Raw genomic sequence first — 16,796 nt, 5'->3', positions numbered from 1 at the left:
ATATTTCGAGAACCGGCTCAGCGCGGGGTTCGACGGCGACGAGGATAGTCCGCGAAGGTTTGCCGGACGAACTACCGTGGTCGAGTCCCGATAGCCGCAGTACACCATAAAGTCGAAATATCGTTTCGCGAATCCCGTTGCTTCGCATTTGCCGTCGTCGATATTCCGCGAGGACCGCGGACGCCCACCGCCTCCGGTGTCGTGAGGCAGCGCCTTGCTAGGGTTGGCACCTCACCGGGACAACTCGATTCTGCGAAGGAAACCTTCGATGCATGATGCTCGGACCTTGGTCGAACTCGGCCCCGAGAGCGTTCGCCGGTTGGCGCGGCGGGGCTATCCATTCGCCCCGGATGCCGTCGAGAAGTCGTTGTCCCAGCGCAATGCCGCGATCAAGGCGACCGACGACCTGCGGGCGGAATCGAAGAAGGTGGCCGCCGAGGTCGGCAGGCTCGGCAGAGCGGGCGCCGACACCGCCGAACTGAAGGAACGCGCCCGCGCCCTCAAGGAGGCCATCCGCACGCTCGAGGCGGAGCAGGAGCAAAGCGCGAGCCAACTCCGCGATCTGCTGTTGACAATTCCGAATTTTCCCTCGGACGACGCCCCCGACGGTGACAGTGCGGAATTCGATGTCGAGCTCAGAAAGCATGGGAGCCCGCAGGCCTTCTCGTTCACGCCGAAGGACCACGTCACGCTGGGCGAGGCGATGGGGATATTCGACTTCCCGCGGGCGGCGAAGTTGTCCGGCTCGCGCTTCTCGATTTCCCGTGGACCGGGAGCGGTACTCGAACGCGCCCTCGCCACCTTCTTCTTGAATACACACACCGCTCGCCACGGATATCAGGAAGTCTCGGTGCCGTATCTGGTGAACCGGGCCACGATGACGGGAACCGGCCAACTCCCGAAATTCGAGGACGATCTGTTCGCCACCGCACTCGCCGACCGGGAACTGTTCCTGGTGCCCACCGCGGAGGTGCCGCTGACGAACCTGCACGCCGAGGAGATCCTCGCCACCGAGGACCTGCCCTACGCCTACACGCCGTGGACCCCGTGCTTCCGCTCCGAAGCCGGATCCTACGGCCGCGACACCCGAGGCATCCTGCGCCTGCACCAGTTCTCGAAGGTCGAACTGGTCCGCATCGTCGCCCCCGAGAACTCGCGCGCCGAACTGGATCTCATGGTCGGCCACGCCGAGACCTGTCTGAAGGAACTCGGCCTCGCCTACCGCGTCGTCGCCCTCGCGGCAGGCGATCTCGGTTTCTCCGCCGCATTCACCTACGACATCGAAGTGTGGTTGCCGAGCCAGAACACCTACCGGGAAATCAGCTCCTGCTCGGACACCGGCACCTTCCAGGCCCGCCGCGCGGGCATCAGAACGAAGTCCGCGGACGGCGCTCGCGGCTACGCGGCCACCCTCAACGGCTCGGCCCTCCCGATCGGCCGCACCATGGCCGCCGTCCTCGAACAGTTCCAACAACAGGACGGCTCCGTGGTGATCCCCGAGGCACTCCGCCCGTACACCGGCTTCGGCAAGATCGCCCCCGACGGCGCCACCACACCGTAGTTTCAGAGTTACTCGCGGTACGCCGAGATCAGATTTTCATGATGGTCGCGTGATCGCCGCAGAGTGTGATCAGGTCGTCGGGATCCGAGGTGAGCACGGTGACCGGGCCGGTGGCGGAGAGCGCGGTGGCGGCGAGCATGGCGTCGATGGCGTATTTGTGACCGTGCAGGTTCGCCTCGGTCAGCAGGGTGGCGGCGTGGCGCGCGATGAGCTCGGTGACGGGTTCGATCACGAGGCGGGAAAGTGTCCATTCCAATGCTGGGCGTTTGATCCTGGGATGGATGACCTCGACCAATATGGCGGCGGAAGTGACAACGCGCATGTCGTCGGCGCGGGCCAGCGCGAGCCATCCGGTGACCGCCCGGTCGCGTAGCACGGCCTTGGCGAGTCCTTCGCTGTCGAGAACCAGGGTGCCGCCGGGGGAAGCGTGTCCGCTCACGCAGCGGTATCTTTCCCACGTCGGGCGTTGAGTAGCTGATCGCGCAGGGCCTGGATCTCTTCGTCACCGATTGGGCCGTGCTCCGCTTCGGCCACCTTGATGAGTTCGTCGAGGTTGTCTCGTTCGATCTGACGCGCCACGGCAGCGGTGACGTACGCGGACAGGCCGGAGGGGCCGCCACGCTCGCGGGCTGCCTCGGCGAGGTCACGCGGCATTGTGATCGAATACTTCGCGGTACGCTCACTCATGCCACCTATCCTACCGCTTATGCTCCCATGGTGTCGGCTCCATCGATGAGGACGCTTTGGAGGTCTCGTCATCCCGCAGGGCGGTCTAAGGTGCGTTGGCAAAATTGCTACTTCGAGTAGTAAAATAGCCTCATGGCTGCACCGCATGGAGAATTTCCGCCGGGGCACGGCCCGGCGGCGAAGGTCAGTGTGTCGCTGAGGACGGGCAATATCCGGGCCGTCAAGGAAAGGGTGGGCTCGCGAGGCTTCTCCGCCTACGTCGATGCCGCCGTTGAGCGTCAGATAGAGCGAGACCTCTTGGAAGAGGCGTTGCTTGCGAACGAGAAGCAAGCAGGCGTGATTCCGCGCGAGATCAAAGACGAGGCGGCTGCGCTCTTCCGAGAGGTGAGGTCCGCGCCCGAGTTGCAGGGGGATAGTGAGTGGCACGTACGCGAAGCCGATTGACTGCCGGGACGTTTGTGCTCGACAGCGAGGGACTGTCGAAGTGGTGCGCGGCGGATCTGCAGGTCACCGCATACGTTCGTGAAGCTCAGGACAATGATTTTCGTGTGATCGCCAGTGCCCTGACCCCGATCGAGGCATACGACATGCGTATCAAGAACGACCGTTTTCGCTGGCACCTTTCCCGTCTGCGGATCGAGCCTGTGACCGACGAGATCGCATTCGACGCGATCGATCTCCTCCGTGCAGCCGGCCTGCACGGTCATGAATATGCGGTGGATGCGGTGGTGGCCGCGACCGCGTTGCGTGCGGTGCGACCTGTCGTTATCGCGACTTCCGACGTGGACGATATGACCAAACTGTGTGGCAAAGAAGTTCGTGTCGTGAAGATATAGGTCGAGAGATCCGTCCACCCCGAATCTTCACGCAGATGTGTCGCATTGATGGGGCTCGCTCGCATGGCTCGTCATGAGGTCGGATCTCGACGTCGTAGAGCCCGGCGGCGGGTTCGGTGTGCAGGCGGGGCACGTACTCGCCTACTGACGGCACCGGGTGCCGGTTTCGCTGTCGAGTCAGAATCCTCGGAATACTCCGTCGTTGTCGGCGGCATCGATGAATTCGCCGAAGAACATGTTGACTATCGAGATGTTGTTCTCGATCGAATGCAACTCCGCGGCGATCACCCGGAGTACGCGCCCAAAGGTGTCGGTTTCCAGATCGATACACAGCAGAGGAAATTCGGCGGAGTTCATCGTGATTCCGTCGGCCACGATGAGCATTCGATGTCGGAAGCCTTCCGGAATCAGGTCGAGGACCTGTTCGAGTGTCAGATCCCGGTAAGCGCGGTCTTCGAGGAATTCGACGTAGGCGGCGCACTCTTCCTCGTTCGGTGTCGTGGCCACACGGCACATCTCGTCCCATCGCGCTGGATTCGAATAGTCGGTGCGGATGACAGGAGTGTCCTCGTAGGTTGTACTGAGCATGGTCCAGTTCCCTCGATGCATCGGACGAGCAGGAACACGTCGGGCGAACCCGTCTGTGGCACAGCGTATCTCTTCCTCGCTCGCGCAACGGGCCGGTGTGGGGTCGATCCTGTGCCGACGGAATCAGCTGTTCATCTGTTCCGAAAGGTCCCACAGGCGGCGTGCGTCGTCGGGGTCGAGGGCGTACGCGGCGACACCCGCGGCATCGATGCCCGCCGCGCCGGGGTTGTCGGGGTCGGCTTCGCGACAGTTCTCGAAGTAGCGGCCGACGATCCCGTCGAGTTCGGGTGAGGTCGCGACATAGACGCTGGTGGCCGCCCCCTGGGCGACGGTCTTGTAGGTGTATCGGTCCGAGTTTCGCAGCTGGTCCACTGTGGTCCGGTCGTAGTGGCGGACGAGATTCGAGTCGAGGATGGCGCCGGGGTGTACGGCGTTGGCTTCGATGCCGTACACCGCCCAGCGACGCGCTGCTTCGACAGCGAACAGCACATTCGCCGTCTTGGACTGGGCGTAGGCCAGTGCGGGCTCGTAGTCCCGCACGCGGAAATCGATATCGTCGAAGTCCACGGTCGAGTTGAGGTGTGCCCTGGAGCTGAGCGAGACCACGCGGGCTCCGTTCGCCGCGCGCAGTGCGGGCAGCAGCGCGGTGGTGAGACGGAAATGTCCCAGGTGGTTGGTGGCGAACTGCGCCTCGTGGCCTTCGGGGCTGCGTCGCAACTCGGGGATGGCCATGACGCCCGCGTTGTTGACGAGGATGTGCAGCGGTTCGCGCACAGCGGCGGCCGCGAGCGCGTCGATCGAGGCGCGGTCGAGGTGGGCGACGTGGACGTTCTCGTTGCCGGTGCCTGCGCGTATGTCGTCCGCGACGGCGGCGGCTGTGGCGAGGTCGCGGGCGGCGAGGATGATCTCGGCGTTGGCGGAGGCCAGCGCGCGGGCGGTTTCGACGCCGATGCCGCTCGCGGCGCCGGTGATCAGTGCTCGCCGACCGGTGAGATCGATGCCGCCGATGGCGTCGGCCGCGGTTGTGTGCCAGTCGAATCGGGACGTTGCCGGTGTGGTGTTCACGTGGTTTCCTTCGGGTTGACGCGGTCGATCAGCGGTCGGATCAGATCGGCGATCCTGGATGCTTGTTCGAGATCGCCGTGCTCGCGGGCGGCCCAGTAGCGGACTTTGAGTTCGAGGTAGCGTCGGCGCGCCTCCAGTGTGTGAATCTCCTCGGCCAAGCGTTGCGCGTGGGCCTGGAACAGCGCTTTCTGTTCTCCTGCTGCGTGGTCGCCGCGGCGTCTGTCGGCGAGGTAGCGGCGCATATCGGCGACCGACATGCCGACCGCGCGGAGGTTGCCGAGTGTGTCCAGAGTCTCGATGTCGTCCTCGCCGTAACGGCGATGACCGCTGGCAGGGTCGCGTTCGACGGAACGGACAAGTCCTATCCGTTCCCAGTACCTCAGCGTGCTCTCCGGGAGGCCGGTCAGCGCCGATGCCTGCGCGATCGTCCACTGTTGCTCGCTCACGGTCCGAGTATCGAGGACCTGAACCGCTTCAAGTCAAGCCTCGATCAGCGGGAACGTTCTTCGGACGCAAGCGTGCGCCGATCACGGCGGTCCGGTCCTCGTGGGGGAACGGCGGTTGGCCGGTGAATCGCCGGTGTCGGCCAAAAGCCCTGCCGCGCTGGATATTTCGGTTCCATGTGGTAGTAGGGTCGTGACTGGCGCAGCTGTTTGCCGAACGCATGTTCGAGACTGCACACTGTAGTCATGCGTGATGAGCAGGGTGGCTGGGCCGGCCTCGGCTGGGCCGCATGGACCGATCCAGGGCAGATACGCGCACGTCTGGACGCGGGTGCCGACCCCGATGTCCTACTGCGTGGCCGGCGGAGACCGTTGGACATGGCCGCCGAGCACGGGTCTGCGGAGGTGGTGGCGGAGCTGGCGTCGCGGGTGGGTGATGTCGACGCGATGGCGTGGGGCCGTACCGCGTTGTGGCGTGCGGTGTATGCCGACCGTCACGACAACGCCCGCGCGTTGCTGGCCGCGGGCGCTGATCCGGCGCGACCGATGATGGCGGGCTGGTCCCCGGCAAGGCTGAGCCTGGCTGGGCGGCATCCGCTGGTCACCGGCGCGTTGTCGGCCTCCGAACAGGCCTCGGTCGAGGAAAGACGCAGGCTGGCCACGGCACTGGGCACACCATGGGTCGACGGGATGAGCCTGGTCTGTGTCGCGGGTATCGACGCGGCCGAGGCAGTCCGCCGGTTGGACGCCGAGGTGGTGCCTGCGGGATCGGTGACTCCGGACGACATGGCGAGCTGGCCCATGTCCGCTGACACCGAGTTGACGATGTGGGCGACCGACGTGCCCGGCGGCTGTGCGATCGTCCAACCCTGGTCCTACATCGCCTCGGTGCCCGCCATCTCCACCCGTCTGTCTCCCGGCACGAAATGCTATGGGATGTACTTCAACCCGAAGAGCGGCTGCCAGGGCAGCACCAGTCTCGACGGCGCGCTCACCAGCTCGGATATCAGTCCCGCCCTCGACCCGTCCGACGATGATTCCGCCGAGGACATCCTCACCTCGTACCTGTATCAGCACGACGTCCTCGCCTACTGCTGCGCGTGGGCCGGGTTGCGCCCGCGCGACGCGCGCGCCTTCGTCGGCCCACCGGACATGTGGCTACGTGTGCCCGACGGCGACTATCGGTACCGACCCTGACCGCTCGGATGACCGAACCGGTGGCCGCGGGGTGTTCCCAGCCGTCGCAACCGATGAAGGAACCGATTCGGTCGGCCTCGCCGGGTCAGCGGCCGCTGCGTGGTTGGCTCAACAGCGCGCGCCCGCGTTCCGGGGTGAGGCTGTACGCCGGCACCGGGTCGGCGAGCAATGCGACCGGGGCGATGTGATCTGGCGTACGGGGCTGCCAATGCGCCATCGCGGCCTCGAGCGCATGCCACAGCGCCGCCGGGTCGGAGTGGTATTGCGCGAGCGCCTTTCGTACCGCGGCGTCGAATGCTCGGTTGCCGTAGGAGAGCTGGTAGCCGGGCCGCTCTACCCGGGCTCGGTGCCCGTCGATGGCACGTTTGATCTCGCCCCCGGGGTCGTCGACCATCTGGGCACGGTCGAGCGCGGAGGCATACCAGGGTTCTTTGTGCGCGTGCTGCAGGAACATGCATGGCACGAACTCGTCGGTGAACAGTGGACCGGTGAAGAACCCCTCCGGAACGGGTGCCAGCGGTAGCACGCGCGAAAGGATCCGGGAGGCATCGTAGGGGGAAGAGGTGCTCAGGAACATCTGGAGTTGGGTTTGTAGGACCGTGGCGCGTGGCCGGCCGAAATGCTGGGCTTTCTCCAGGGCCGCCATGGCTGTGTCGACGTCCCCGGAAAGGGCGTCGCATCGTGCCTGTTCTGCCACCAGATCCCAGTTGTCGCGGGTTTTGCCCGCAGGCTGACGTATTCGATGAAGGCTTTGGTACTCCGATTCCATGAGGGCGGTGAACGAGGGATACCGCCGCGGGAACGACCCCCAGGAAAACACGCTGTAGGCGGCCCATTCGCCGTTCTCGTCGCGGTCGGCCGGGTCGAGGAACAGGACTCCGACGTCGGCGTGCAGCGAGATCAGTAGTCCGCGACCGAACGGGTTACCCGGCGCGTCGACTGGTGGCTCGGTGATCAGGTCGGCCCAGGACTCCCAGGCTGGTTCGAGGTCACGTAGCCATCCCAGATTGGTGGTGTCGCGCATCTTCTGCACGAATTCCCCGGCATGGCGCCATCCATCGGTGGTCAGCAGGAAGCTGCGATAGGAGGGTGGCAATCGCAGGCCGAGGCGCTGCTCGACCGCGGCGATGTCGGCCTCGGTGGCCGGGGCGTATCCGAGCCAGCGCTGCCGCACCACTTCGGGATCCGACTCATCGGGATCTCGGCCGGCGATCCATTCCTCGCTCCACAGCTCCAACCACGGTCTCCAGTTCATTCCATGAACGCTACGACCAGCCGCCGACAAGTTCGGCTGGGTGCAGGCCGAGATCGTGGTGAGATACTGGCCCTTCTTCGACATATCCGCGAATGCCGCATATCGGATGAGGGTTCGGTGAGTGGTCGAGGTGCGTCGTGTCTGGTCGGAACCGATCGGGCCCCCAGGTGGTGGGCATCCGGCCGGGTGTTCGAGGTGATGGCGCACTACTGTTCATCTGATGGCGCACTGGTCGGCAGGGCGGTGGCGAGCCAGGGTTTGCTGTTCTGGCAAATCTGGATTTGCCCGTCGTTGATGACGTGGTGCGGTGCGTTGTGGACCCCGCTCGAAACGGAAGGTTGGCCGGCGTGAACCAATTGGCAAGTGCGACTTCTCCTTACCTGCGTCAGCATGCGGATAATCCGGTCGACTGGCGGCAGTGGGACGCTCAGGCGTTGGCGGAAGCGGCGGCGAGGGATGTGCCGATTTTGCTGTCGGTGGGGTACGCGTCCTGCCACTGGTGTCATGTGATGGCGCACGAGTCGTTCGAGGACGCGGGGACGGCCGCGTTGATGAACGAGAACTACGTGTGTGTGAAGGTGGATCGGGAGGAGCGGCCCGATCTGGATTCGGTGTACATGAGTGCCACCGTGGCCATGACGGGGCAGGGTGGCTGGCCGATGACGTGTTTTCTCACGCCCGAGGGTGAGCCGTTCTATTGCGGGACCTACTACCCGAAGGTGCCGCGCGGGGGGATGCCGTCGTTCACGCAGGTGTTGACGGCGGTGGCGGAGACGTGGCGGTCGCGGCGTGACGAGGTGAACGAGGCGTCGGCGCAGGTGGCGGGGGCGTTGCGGGCGCAGGCCGCGGGGTTGCCGGATGGGGATTTCACGGTGGACGCGGAACTGCTCGATCGGGCGATCGCGGCGGTGGTCGGTGACGAGGACCGGGAACGCGGCGGGTTCGGAGGAGCGCCGAAGTTTCCGCCGTCGGCGCTGCTGGAGGGGTTGTTGCGAGGGTGGGAGCGCACCGGTGATCCCGAGGTGGCGGCCGTGGTGCGGCGGGCCGCGGAGGCGATGGCGCGCGGCGGGATCTACGACCAGTTGCGCGGTGGGTTCGCGCGCTATTCGGTAGACGCTGCCTGGGTGGTGCCGCATTTCGAGAAGATGCTGTACGACAACGCTCAACTGTTGCGCTGCTACGCCCATATGGCTCGGCGCGAGGTGTCGCCGCTCGCGCGTCGGGTGACGGTGGAGACCGTGGAGTTCCTGCTCGCGGATCTGAGCACCGCCGAGGGCGGATTCGCGTCCGCGTTGGATGCCGACACACACCTCGAACCGGACGGTCCCGGGGTGGAAGGAGCGACCTACGTGTGGACGCCCGCCGAACTCGTCGGCGAACTCGGTCCGATCGACGGCGCTTGGGCCGCTGAGGTTTTCGGTGTCGGCACGGCGGGCAATTTCGAACAGGGCGCCTCGGTGCTCACCCGCTACACCGATCCCGACGACGAGGCGCGTACGGAGCGCATACGTGCGGCATTGCGCGCTGCGCGCGACACAAGACCGCAGCCCGCCCGCGACGACAAAGTGGTGACCGCCTGGAACGGAATGGCCATCACCGCCCTGGCCGAAGCGGGATCAGCTCTGCGGCAACCGGATTGGGTCGACGCCGCGGTCCGCTGCGCGAGGTTCCTGCTCGACGAGCACGTAGTGGACGGCAGGGTGCGGCGCACTTCCCTCGACGGCACGGTCGGTGCGGCGCTGGGGATTCTGGAGGACTACGCGTGGCTCGCGGTCGGCCTGCTCGCCCTGCACCAAGCCGTCGGCGAACTCGAGTGGCTGGAACACGCTCAGCGCGTGCTTGATACGGCGATCGCACGATTCGCCGATCCCGATGTGCCCGGTAGCTGGTACGACACGGCCGACGACGCCGAGACCCTGGTCGCCCGCCCCCGCGACCCCATCGACGGCGCGACCCCGGCGGGCGCCTCGGTCCTCGCGGAGGCCATGATCACGGCGGCGGCGGCCAGCGCTCCGGCCGAATCGGAACGCTACCGCCTGTTGGCCGAACAGACCTTGCGTCGCGGCGCGATCGTGCTGGCCCGCGCCCCACGCTCGGCAGGCCAGTGGCTCACCGTCGCCGAAGCCGCGCTACGCGGCCCACTCCAGGTCGCCATCGCCCTACCCGCCGATTGGCAATCATCCTCAGCGACAAGCGACCTGGTGAACACCGCCCGCACACACGCCCCCGGCGGATCCTTGGTGATAGCGGCCCCTTCCGACACCGTCCCACTACTGTCCCAACGCCCACCCCTGGGGAATACGGCCGCCGCCTACGTCTGCCGCGGCACAGTCTGCGACCTCCCGGTAAGCTCCCCAGCCGACCTGGACGCGGCCTTGACAAGATGAACTTCGACCGCGCATCAATCCCCGCCCCCCACGGAATCCGTTGTAGCCGAATGAACCTCGGTGATCGGACTGGTCTCTTTATCGCCGCCCGACGCACTGCCCCCGTGCGCCGACGGTGAAAGCCCCAGCGCCACATCAGTGGCGTCGATATCAGTCCAACACGCGGTAGGTTCCGGCCGACCGCGCAACTGAATGCGCTCATAGAGCCCCCACCCCGCCCGCTCCCCGGGCGTAGCGGCATCGATAACGTCCCCGCTCACCAGAATTCGACGAGGAACCCCCTTGGCTTCGGTAGTGAGCCGAGCGGCCTCGTTCACAGCGTCACCGATAACGGTGAACTCCAGCCGAGTATCGGTACCGACATCCCCCGCGAAGACCCGCCCACGAGCAACCCCGATCCCGATATCGAGCTCACCCCCCGCGACAACTTCGTCACGAATACGCCGCGCGGCTCGCAACGCGGGAGTCGCATTGTCCCCGAGTGCGATCGGCGCGCCGAAGATACAAAGCGCAGCGTCCCCTTCGAACTTGTTGACCAGCCCGTTGTTGTCCTCGGTAGCGGCGACCACGATCGCGAGCAGCCGATTCAATTTGGCGACGAACTCCTGCGGCGCCAGCCCGGTGGACAACGCCACCGACCCGGTGACATCGACGAACAGCGCGGACACCATCCTGACGTCCCCGGTGAGATCCATCCCTCGGGTCAACGCGCGTTCGGCGACGTCGATGCCGACGTGTCGACCGAAAAGGTCACGCATCCGTTCGCGCTCACGCAAGGTCACCGACAACTCGTTGACCGAATGTTCCAGCAGCCCGATCTCACTGGTGCTACCTACCGCGACCCGCACCTCGGCGTCCCCATCGGTGATCTGATTCACCGCCACCCGCAACGTACGCAGCGGTATGGCGACCGATCGAGCGAGGAAGGTGGTCGCCAGCGCACCGACCCCGATGCCGACCGCGGACAGGTACACCGCGGTGCGAATGCGGTCGGGTTCCGCCGAGGCCGGGTCGGCGAGCACCACGATCAGCATGGCCAGCGGAAGAGCGCCGGATACACCCCAGGTGACTATCACGCGCACCAGCACCGACGAACTCCAGTGCGTGGTCGCGCCGAGTATGCCGGACACCTCGGGGATGGTTGGCCAGATCATGCGGTCGACGATGAGGAAGGTGACCGCCGCCGACTGGAACGCGCCGAGGGTGAAGATGGAAGCGGTGACGGCTTTGTCGTTGTGTTCGGTCATGTGTGAGAACAACCACGCCGCCACGATCACGCCGGGTATCCACAGGGCGAGCACGCGCAGGGTGATGGCGACGGGCAGGCGAAGGACGCGTCGCGCCTCGTCGGGTGTCGGTCGGCGGCGCTGGTCGAGCCAGTCGAAGTAGGCGCTGCGGTCGCGAAGGGCGAGCGCGATGCCGATCAGGAATCCGACGGTCGGGTAGATGCCGACCTGGAACAGGGTGTGCCCCCAGCCGTCGCCGAGTCTGCCGAAGAAGCCGCTGAGCAGCAGTTCGGTGACGATCACGCCGAGGCCGCTGAGATTGGCCGTGATCACGATGACGGCCAGACCCCAGCGGGCTCGCAGCGCCCAGAGCGTGAGTGTGCCGATCACGGTCCGCCTACATCCCCTCCAACGTGGCCGCCGCGATCCGGTGCGCGGAACCGGGGCGTCTGATGCTCGAAGCAGCAGCATAGAACCCGTGCGCGTAGAAAGGGGAATTACGGTCGATGAGGTGACCTTCGTCGTTCGGCGCGGTCGTTCGGCGGTGTCGTTCGCCTCTGGCCGCCGCGCGCGTGCGGTTCATCGCAGCACGACGAGCCAGATCGCGATGTAGTGGCTGAGCGCCGCGAGTACGGTCGCCGCGTGGAAGAACTCGTGGTGGCCGAAGGTGTCGGGCCACGGGTTTGGCCATTTGGTGGCGTAGAGGATGGCGCCACCGCTGTAGACGAGTCCGCCGACGGCGAGCAGGATCAGCGGGGTGAGGCCGACTTGGGCGTGTAGTTGTCCGGCGACCGGCACCACGGCCCAGCCGAGCAGTAGGTACAGCGGCACTCCGACCCAGCGCGGCGCGGTGGGCCACAGCAGTTTGAGCGCGACGCCGCCCAGCGCGCCCGCCCACACCACCGCGAGGAGGGTGCGTCCGGTGCTTCCGGGGAGTCCGAGCAGGGCGAACGGGGTGTAGCTGCCCGCGATGAAGACGAAGATCATCGAGTGGTCGGCGCGTTTCATCCTGATGCGGGTGCGCGGTGAGCTCCAGGTCACCCGGTGGTAGACGGCGCTGATGCCGAAGAGTCCGCAGACGGTGAGTCCGTAGAGCAGGGTCGACCAGCCCGCGGTCGCGGAGACGGTGGAGGCGACGGCGACGAGCGCGATGACGGCGACGGCCGCGATGCCGACGGCCCAGGTGTGGATCCAGCCGCGCATGCTCGGTTTGACGAGTGCGGCGACGGTGTCGCCGGGTGGGAGCCGAACCGGCGCCGCCGCGGCGTCGCCGACTGTTTCGGACACGAAGTACCTCCTGATTGACTCGTGAGTAACCTACGGTACCGTAACTTATTGCGCGATGCGCCGCGCGCCGCGATTCGTGGTCGATGCCGTGATCTCGGTCTCGGGGCGTACTGTTGGACGCCGTGGAGGTTCCGAGTCCGGTCCGTGGTCTGCCTTACCGCATCTACGAGGCGCGGCTGTCCAAGCAGCTGGCCGGTAAACAACATCCCCGGCACGTCGCGGTCATGTGCGACGGCAATCGCCGCTGGGCCAGGGAGAACGGGTTCACCGACGTGAGCCACGGGCACCGGGTCGGCGCGCTGAAGATCGCCGAACTCGTCGGCTGGTGCGCCGACGAGGGCATCGAGATGGTCACCGTCTACCTGCTCTCCACCGAGAACCTGCGCCGCGACCCCGAAGAACTGGAAACCCTGTTCGAGGTCATCACCGACGTCGTCGAGGAACTGTCCGCGCCGGAACAGAACTGGAGTGTGCGCATCGTCGGCACCCTCGACGGATTCCCGGAGCTGATCGCCAAACGCCTGCGCACCGCGGCCGAGCGCACCGACGGCCGCGACGGCGTGCACGTGAACGTCGCGGTCGGCTACGGCGGCCGCCAGGAGATCGCGGACGCGGTGCGCAGTCTGGTGCGCCAGGAGATCGCGGCGGGCGAGACCGGCGAGGATCTGGTCCAGTCCATCACCGTCAACGCCATCGGCCAGCACCTCTACACCTCGGGACAGCCCGATCCCGATCTGGTGATCCGCACTTCCGGCGAGCAGCGGCTGTCCGGATTCCTGTTGTGGCAGAGCGCCTATTCCGAGATCTGGTTCACCGAGGCGTACTGGCCGGAGTTCCGGCGCGTGGATTTCCTGCGCGCGCTGCGCGATTACGCCGCGCGGCACCGCCGGTTCGGCGTCTGAGTCCGCGCCGACGTCGGATCCGCCCGGCCCCGAACGGTTTACAGTTTGCGCAGCCGCAGCCTGTTGATGCTGTGATCGGCGTCCTTGCGCAGCACGAGGGTGGCGCGCGGGCGGGTCGGCAGGATGTTCTCCACCAGGTTGGGGCGGTTGGTCGAATTCCAGATGTCCTGCGCCGCAACGGTGGCCTGCTCGTCGGCGAGCGCGGCGTAGTGGTGGAAGTGCGCGCCCGGCTCGGCGAACGCGGTGGCGCGCAGGGCGAGAAATCTTTGCACGTACCACTTCTCGATGTCCTCGATGCGCGCGTCGACGTAGATGGAGAAGTCGAACAGGTCCGAGACCATCAGGCGTGGACCGGTTTGCAGGACGTTGAGCCCCTCGACGATGAGGATGTCGGGCTGGCGGACGCAGTGCAGCCGGTCCGGCACGATGTCATAGGAGATATGCGAATACACCGGCGCGCACACCTCGGCCGCACCGGATTTCACCTCGGTGACGAAACGCAGCAGTTTCCGGCGGTCGTAGCTTTCCGGGAATCCCTTGCGGTGCATAATCCCGCGGCGGGTGAGTTCGGCCGTGGGATAAAGGAATCCGTCGGTTGTGACCAAATCCACACGCGGATGATGATCCCAGCGCGCCAGCAAAGCCTGGAGCACGCGCGCTGTGGTCGATTTCCCGACCGCGACACTGCCCGCGACACCGATTACGAACGGCACCTGCTTATCGGGATGCTTTTCACCGAGGAAGGTCGCGGTGGCCGCGAAAAGCCGCTGACGGGCCGCCACCTGGAGGTGGATGAGCCGAGCGAGCGGCAGGTAGACCTCGGCGACCTCCTCGAGATCTATCTGTTCGCCCAAACCGCGCAGCCCGAGCAGTTCTTCCTCGGTGAGCACCAGCGGAGTCGATTTGCGTAGTGTTCGCCACTGCTTTCGATCGAATTCCACGTAGGGGCTCGGCTCGCTCATTCGTCCCACTTATCCGACGCTCCATTTCGGCAAACACCTACACAACCCGCGTTGGCGCTGTGCGATCCGGTCCAGCTCTCGCCGCATGTGGCGAATTGTCCTCCGCGCCCATGTAGTGGAACACACGGGGTATCGCTACCCGCTGGTAACCGGGTCGATACCGGCCGTTGTCCGCACTAACGTGAGGGATATGGAATCGCATCCGCTGGTGACCGAGTACCTGCGACTCGGCTTGGCCTTCGACAGGCTGGAAGAGGGTTTCGTCGACGCGTACACCGGTGACCCGGCGCTACGCCGCGAGGTGCTCGACGCGCCCGCCCCGCAGCCCCGCGACCTGGCCCGACGCGCCGCCCACCTGCGCGCGGAACTCCCGCAGGCGGGCTTGGCCCCGGAACGCGCCGAATTCCTCGACGTCCACCTGCGCGCGCTGGAATGCTCGGGCCGCAAGTTCGCCGGGGACGACATCGGTTTCGTCGACGAGGTGCACGCCTACTTCGACGTCGAGATCGCGCCCGGTGACGAGGCGGACTACCGGGAAGCACACCGGCGGATGGACGAGGTGCTCGCGGGCGACGGGCCGCTCGCCGAACGGATGGCGGCGCACCGCAAGGCCGACGAGATCCCGCCCGAGCGGCTGCGGGTGTGTGTCGAGGCGTTCTCCGGCGCGCTGCGCGAACTGGTGCGGGAGCGGTATCCGCTGCCCGACCACGAACACGTCACCTACGAGGTGGTCGGCGACAAGCCGTGGTCGGGGTTCAACTACTACCTCGGCGACTACCACTCCAAGGTCGCCATCAACTCCGACCTCAAACAGCACATGGCCAATCTGCCGCACCTGATCGCGCACGAGGCCTATCCCGGACACCACACCGAGCACTGCCGCAAGGAAGCGGGTCTGGTCGCGGCCGGTCAGGCCGAGCAGACGCTGTTCCTGGTGAACACACCGCAGTGCCTGATGGCCGAAGGGCTCGCGGATCTGGCCCTGCATTCGATCGTCGGGCCCGATTGGGGCCGGTGGGCGCAGGAGATCTACGCCGATCTCGGGTTGCGCTTCGACGGCGAGCGCGCGCAACGGCTGTCGGCCGCGTCGAGCGACCTGCTCGGTGTGCGCCAGGACGCGGCGCTGCTGCTGCACGACAACCGTCGCGACGAGACCGAGGTCGCCGAATTCCTGCAGCGCTGGAATCTGACCACTCCGGAGCGCGCGCGGCAGTCGCTGCGATTCCTGTCCTCACCGCTGTGGCGCGCCTACATCAGCACCTACGTCGAGGGGTACCGCCTGCTCGGCGCGTATCTGGACCGCGCCGCCGACGCGGGCGAGCGCGCGGAGCGGTTCGGGCGTCTGCTCGATGAACCGCTCACTCCGGGTGCGGTGCGCGCGATGTGAAACCGCAGGAGTTCCGGATGTGATGCGGCGTGCCGGAGGGCACGTCGAAACGAAACCGGCCCCGTCGATCGCGACGGGGCCGGTTCGAAGTTCGGATGAACTCACCAGTTGGAGCAGGCCGCCCCACCGGAGGACAGCGAGCACGAGGATTGCAGCAGAGCCTTGAGCAGCGCGTCGAAAGAATTACCTGCGATGAAGTTGAGCAACAGCATAACGATTCCCTTGTGTCGAACGTGGACCTGTGCCGTCCATCTGCCGGCCATACTGTCACACGCTGTCGATACCCCGGTCGCGGAGTCTTGAAATTCGCTGCCGCACAGTCCGGGAAGGTCGCTGATGTGATGCGCTACAGGACGACGGCGCATCCTCCGCCCGAGGAAAGGGTGCACAGCAGCAGCGACAGGCTGCGCAGCAGCGCTTCCACGGGATTGCTGGGTACGGAGACGGGGCTGATCATGAGGACTCCTCGCGGGCTCGCGCCGGACGGTGACATCGACCTGACCGGTTTCGGCCGCCGCGCCGTTACCCCTCGTCGTGCCCCATTTTTCGGGGCCTCAGGCGGGTGCGAAGGTGATGCGCACCGAAATCGGCGCGGTTTCCAGCGCTTTGACCGCCCATGCCGTCGCGGCGCGGGCGATGCGGCCCTCGGCGAAGGTGCGGGCGCGGGCCGCCACGTCGTCGTCGGCGACGAAAGCCGCCGTGCCCGTGTACCAGCGGGCGCCGTGGCGCACCCGGACCGCCGGATCGGCGGCGATATTGCGGGCCCAGCCCGCGCGCATCCCGTGCTGGCAGATCAGCCAGGCGCCCTCGCCGTCGATCGAGGCGGTGACCGGGACGCGGCGCGGCAGTCCCGATTTCGCGCCGGTGGTCTCCAACTCCACGATCAGCGCGGAGCGGATGCCGAGGCGGTCGAACAGGCGAACGGCCGGATTGGCCAGGTAGCGGCCGACGAAGCGTTCGCGGCGGAATTTGCGCCTGCTCGCGGCGGTTGCGGTGTCGTTCATCGTCACTCC

Annotated in this window: 17 protein-coding genes; 7 read left to right on the top strand and 10 right to left on the bottom strand. The window is 66.3% G+C overall.

Annotated features, from left to right (window positions below; genetic code table 11):
- Positions 1 to 268: 268 nt before the first annotated feature.
- Entirely contained in the window at positions 269 to 1,561 is a 1,293-nt protein-coding gene (gene serS / locus IT779_RS06930) for a serine--tRNA ligase (RefSeq protein ID WP_196148313.1), read from the top strand.
- Positions 1,562 to 1,589: 28 nt separating this feature from the next.
- On the opposite strand, the gene IT779_RS06925 is transcribed toward serS, so the two are convergent.
- Entirely contained in the window at positions 1,590 to 2,000 is a 411-nt protein-coding gene (locus IT779_RS06925) for a PIN domain-containing protein (RefSeq protein WP_196148312.1), read from the bottom strand.
- Positions 1,997 to 2,248, bottom strand: coding sequence for a CopG family transcriptional regulator (locus IT779_RS06920; protein WP_196148311.1), 252 nt, complete (start codon positions 2,246 to 2,248; stop codon positions 1,997 to 1,999). The genes IT779_RS06925 and IT779_RS06920 overlap by 4 nt, the downstream gene beginning before the upstream one ends.
- A gap of 132 nt (positions 2,249 to 2,380) precedes the next feature.
- On the opposite strand from IT779_RS06920, the gene IT779_RS06915 reads away from it, so the two are divergent.
- Both IT779_RS06915 and IT779_RS06910 read left to right on the top strand, forming a co-directional pair.
- Entirely contained in the window at positions 2,381 to 2,692 is a 312-nt protein-coding gene (locus IT779_RS06915; protein WP_196148310.1) for a hypothetical protein, read from the top strand.
- 14 nt (positions 2,693 to 2,706) lie between these two features.
- Positions 2,707 to 3,084, top strand: a complete 378-nt coding sequence (locus tag IT779_RS06910; protein ID WP_196148555.1) for a DNA-binding protein — start codon at positions 2,707 to 2,709, stop codon at positions 3,082 to 3,084.
- Positions 3,085 to 3,261: 177 nt separating this feature from the next.
- On the opposite strand, the gene IT779_RS06905 is transcribed toward IT779_RS06910, so the two are convergent.
- From IT779_RS06905 to IT779_RS06895, 3 genes are all read right to left on the bottom strand, one after another.
- Positions 3,262 to 3,672: a DUF6924 domain-containing protein gene (locus IT779_RS06905; protein ID WP_196148309.1), complete on the bottom strand. Its 411-nt coding sequence runs from the start codon at positions 3,670 to 3,672 to the stop codon at positions 3,262 to 3,264.
- Positions 3,673 to 3,795: 123 nt separating this feature from the next.
- Complete coding sequence (locus tag IT779_RS06900; RefSeq protein WP_196148308.1) at positions 3,796 to 4,737, bottom strand: SDR family NAD(P)-dependent oxidoreductase; 942 nt, start codon at positions 4,735 to 4,737, stop codon at positions 3,796 to 3,798.
- Positions 4,734 to 5,183, bottom strand: coding sequence for a MerR family transcriptional regulator (locus IT779_RS06895; RefSeq protein ID WP_196148307.1), 450 nt, complete (start codon positions 5,181 to 5,183; stop codon positions 4,734 to 4,736). Before IT779_RS06895 ends, IT779_RS06900 begins: the two co-directional genes overlap by 4 nt.
- A 243-nt stretch (positions 5,184 to 5,426) precedes the next feature.
- Here IT779_RS06895 and IT779_RS06890 point away from each other — a divergent pair, with 243 nt between their 5' ends.
- Positions 5,427 to 6,377 carry an ankyrin repeat domain-containing protein gene (locus IT779_RS06890; RefSeq protein ID WP_196148306.1) on the top strand — a complete coding sequence of 317 codons (951 nt, stop codon included), beginning with the start codon at positions 5,427 to 5,429 and terminating at the stop codon, positions 6,375 to 6,377.
- Between the two features lie 85 nt (positions 6,378 to 6,462).
- Here IT779_RS06890 and IT779_RS06885 read toward each other — a convergent pair whose 3' ends face one another.
- Positions 6,463 to 7,716, bottom strand: a complete 1,254-nt coding sequence (locus IT779_RS06885) for an SMI1/KNR4 family protein (RefSeq protein ID WP_196148305.1) — start codon at positions 7,714 to 7,716, stop codon at positions 6,463 to 6,465.
- 263 nt (positions 7,717 to 7,979) lie between these two features.
- Between IT779_RS06885 and IT779_RS06880 the strand changes: the two genes are divergently transcribed.
- Positions 7,980 to 10,019, top strand: a complete 2,040-nt coding sequence (locus IT779_RS06880; protein WP_332838691.1) for a thioredoxin domain-containing protein — start codon at positions 7,980 to 7,982, stop codon at positions 10,017 to 10,019.
- Between the two features lie 14 nt (positions 10,020 to 10,033).
- Here the strand turns inward: IT779_RS06880 and IT779_RS06875 are convergent, their stop codons facing one another.
- Positions 10,034 to 11,635: an adenylate/guanylate cyclase domain-containing protein gene (locus IT779_RS06875; RefSeq protein ID WP_332838690.1), complete on the bottom strand. Its 1,602-nt coding sequence runs from the start codon at positions 11,633 to 11,635 to the stop codon at positions 10,034 to 10,036.
- Between the two features lie 189 nt (positions 11,636 to 11,824).
- Complete coding sequence (gene trhA / locus IT779_RS06870; protein ID WP_332838689.1) at positions 11,825 to 12,532, bottom strand: PAQR family membrane homeostasis protein TrhA; 708 nt, start codon at positions 12,530 to 12,532, stop codon at positions 11,825 to 11,827.
- A gap of 113 nt (positions 12,533 to 12,645) precedes the next feature.
- On the opposite strand from trhA, the gene IT779_RS06865 reads away from it, so the two are divergent.
- The gene (locus tag IT779_RS06865; RefSeq protein ID WP_196148303.1) at positions 12,646 to 13,434 is read left to right on the top strand and encodes an isoprenyl transferase; all 789 of its coding nucleotides are present in this window, start codon (positions 12,646 to 12,648) and stop codon (positions 13,432 to 13,434) included.
- Between the two features lie 38 nt (positions 13,435 to 13,472).
- On the opposite strand, the gene coaA is transcribed toward IT779_RS06865, so the two are convergent.
- On the bottom strand, positions 13,473 to 14,405 hold the full coding sequence (coaA, locus tag IT779_RS06860) for a type I pantothenate kinase (protein WP_196148302.1): 933 nt from the start codon (positions 14,403 to 14,405) through the stop codon (positions 13,473 to 13,475).
- Positions 14,406 to 14,586: 181 nt separating this feature from the next.
- On the opposite strand from coaA, the gene IT779_RS06855 reads away from it, so the two are divergent.
- A complete protein-coding gene (locus IT779_RS06855; protein WP_196148301.1) occupies positions 14,587 to 15,783 on the top strand; it encodes a DUF885 domain-containing protein in 1,197 nt (398 codons plus the stop codon).
- 554 nt (positions 15,784 to 16,337) lie between these two features.
- Here IT779_RS06855 and IT779_RS06850 read toward each other — a convergent pair.
- Positions 16,338 to 16,787, bottom strand: a complete 450-nt coding sequence (locus tag IT779_RS06850; RefSeq protein ID WP_196148300.1) for a nitroreductase family deazaflavin-dependent oxidoreductase — start codon at positions 16,785 to 16,787, stop codon at positions 16,338 to 16,340.
- Positions 16,788 to 16,796 lie beyond the last annotated feature (9 nt).

Origin of the sequence: Nocardia bovistercoris (genome assembly GCF_015674855.1) — a bacterium.
GTDB lineage: Bacteria > Actinomycetota > Actinomycetes > Mycobacteriales > Mycobacteriaceae > Nocardia > Nocardia bovistercoris.
Note: the sequence above shows the minus strand (reverse complement) of the source record. Positions and strands in the feature narration are given on the sequence as shown.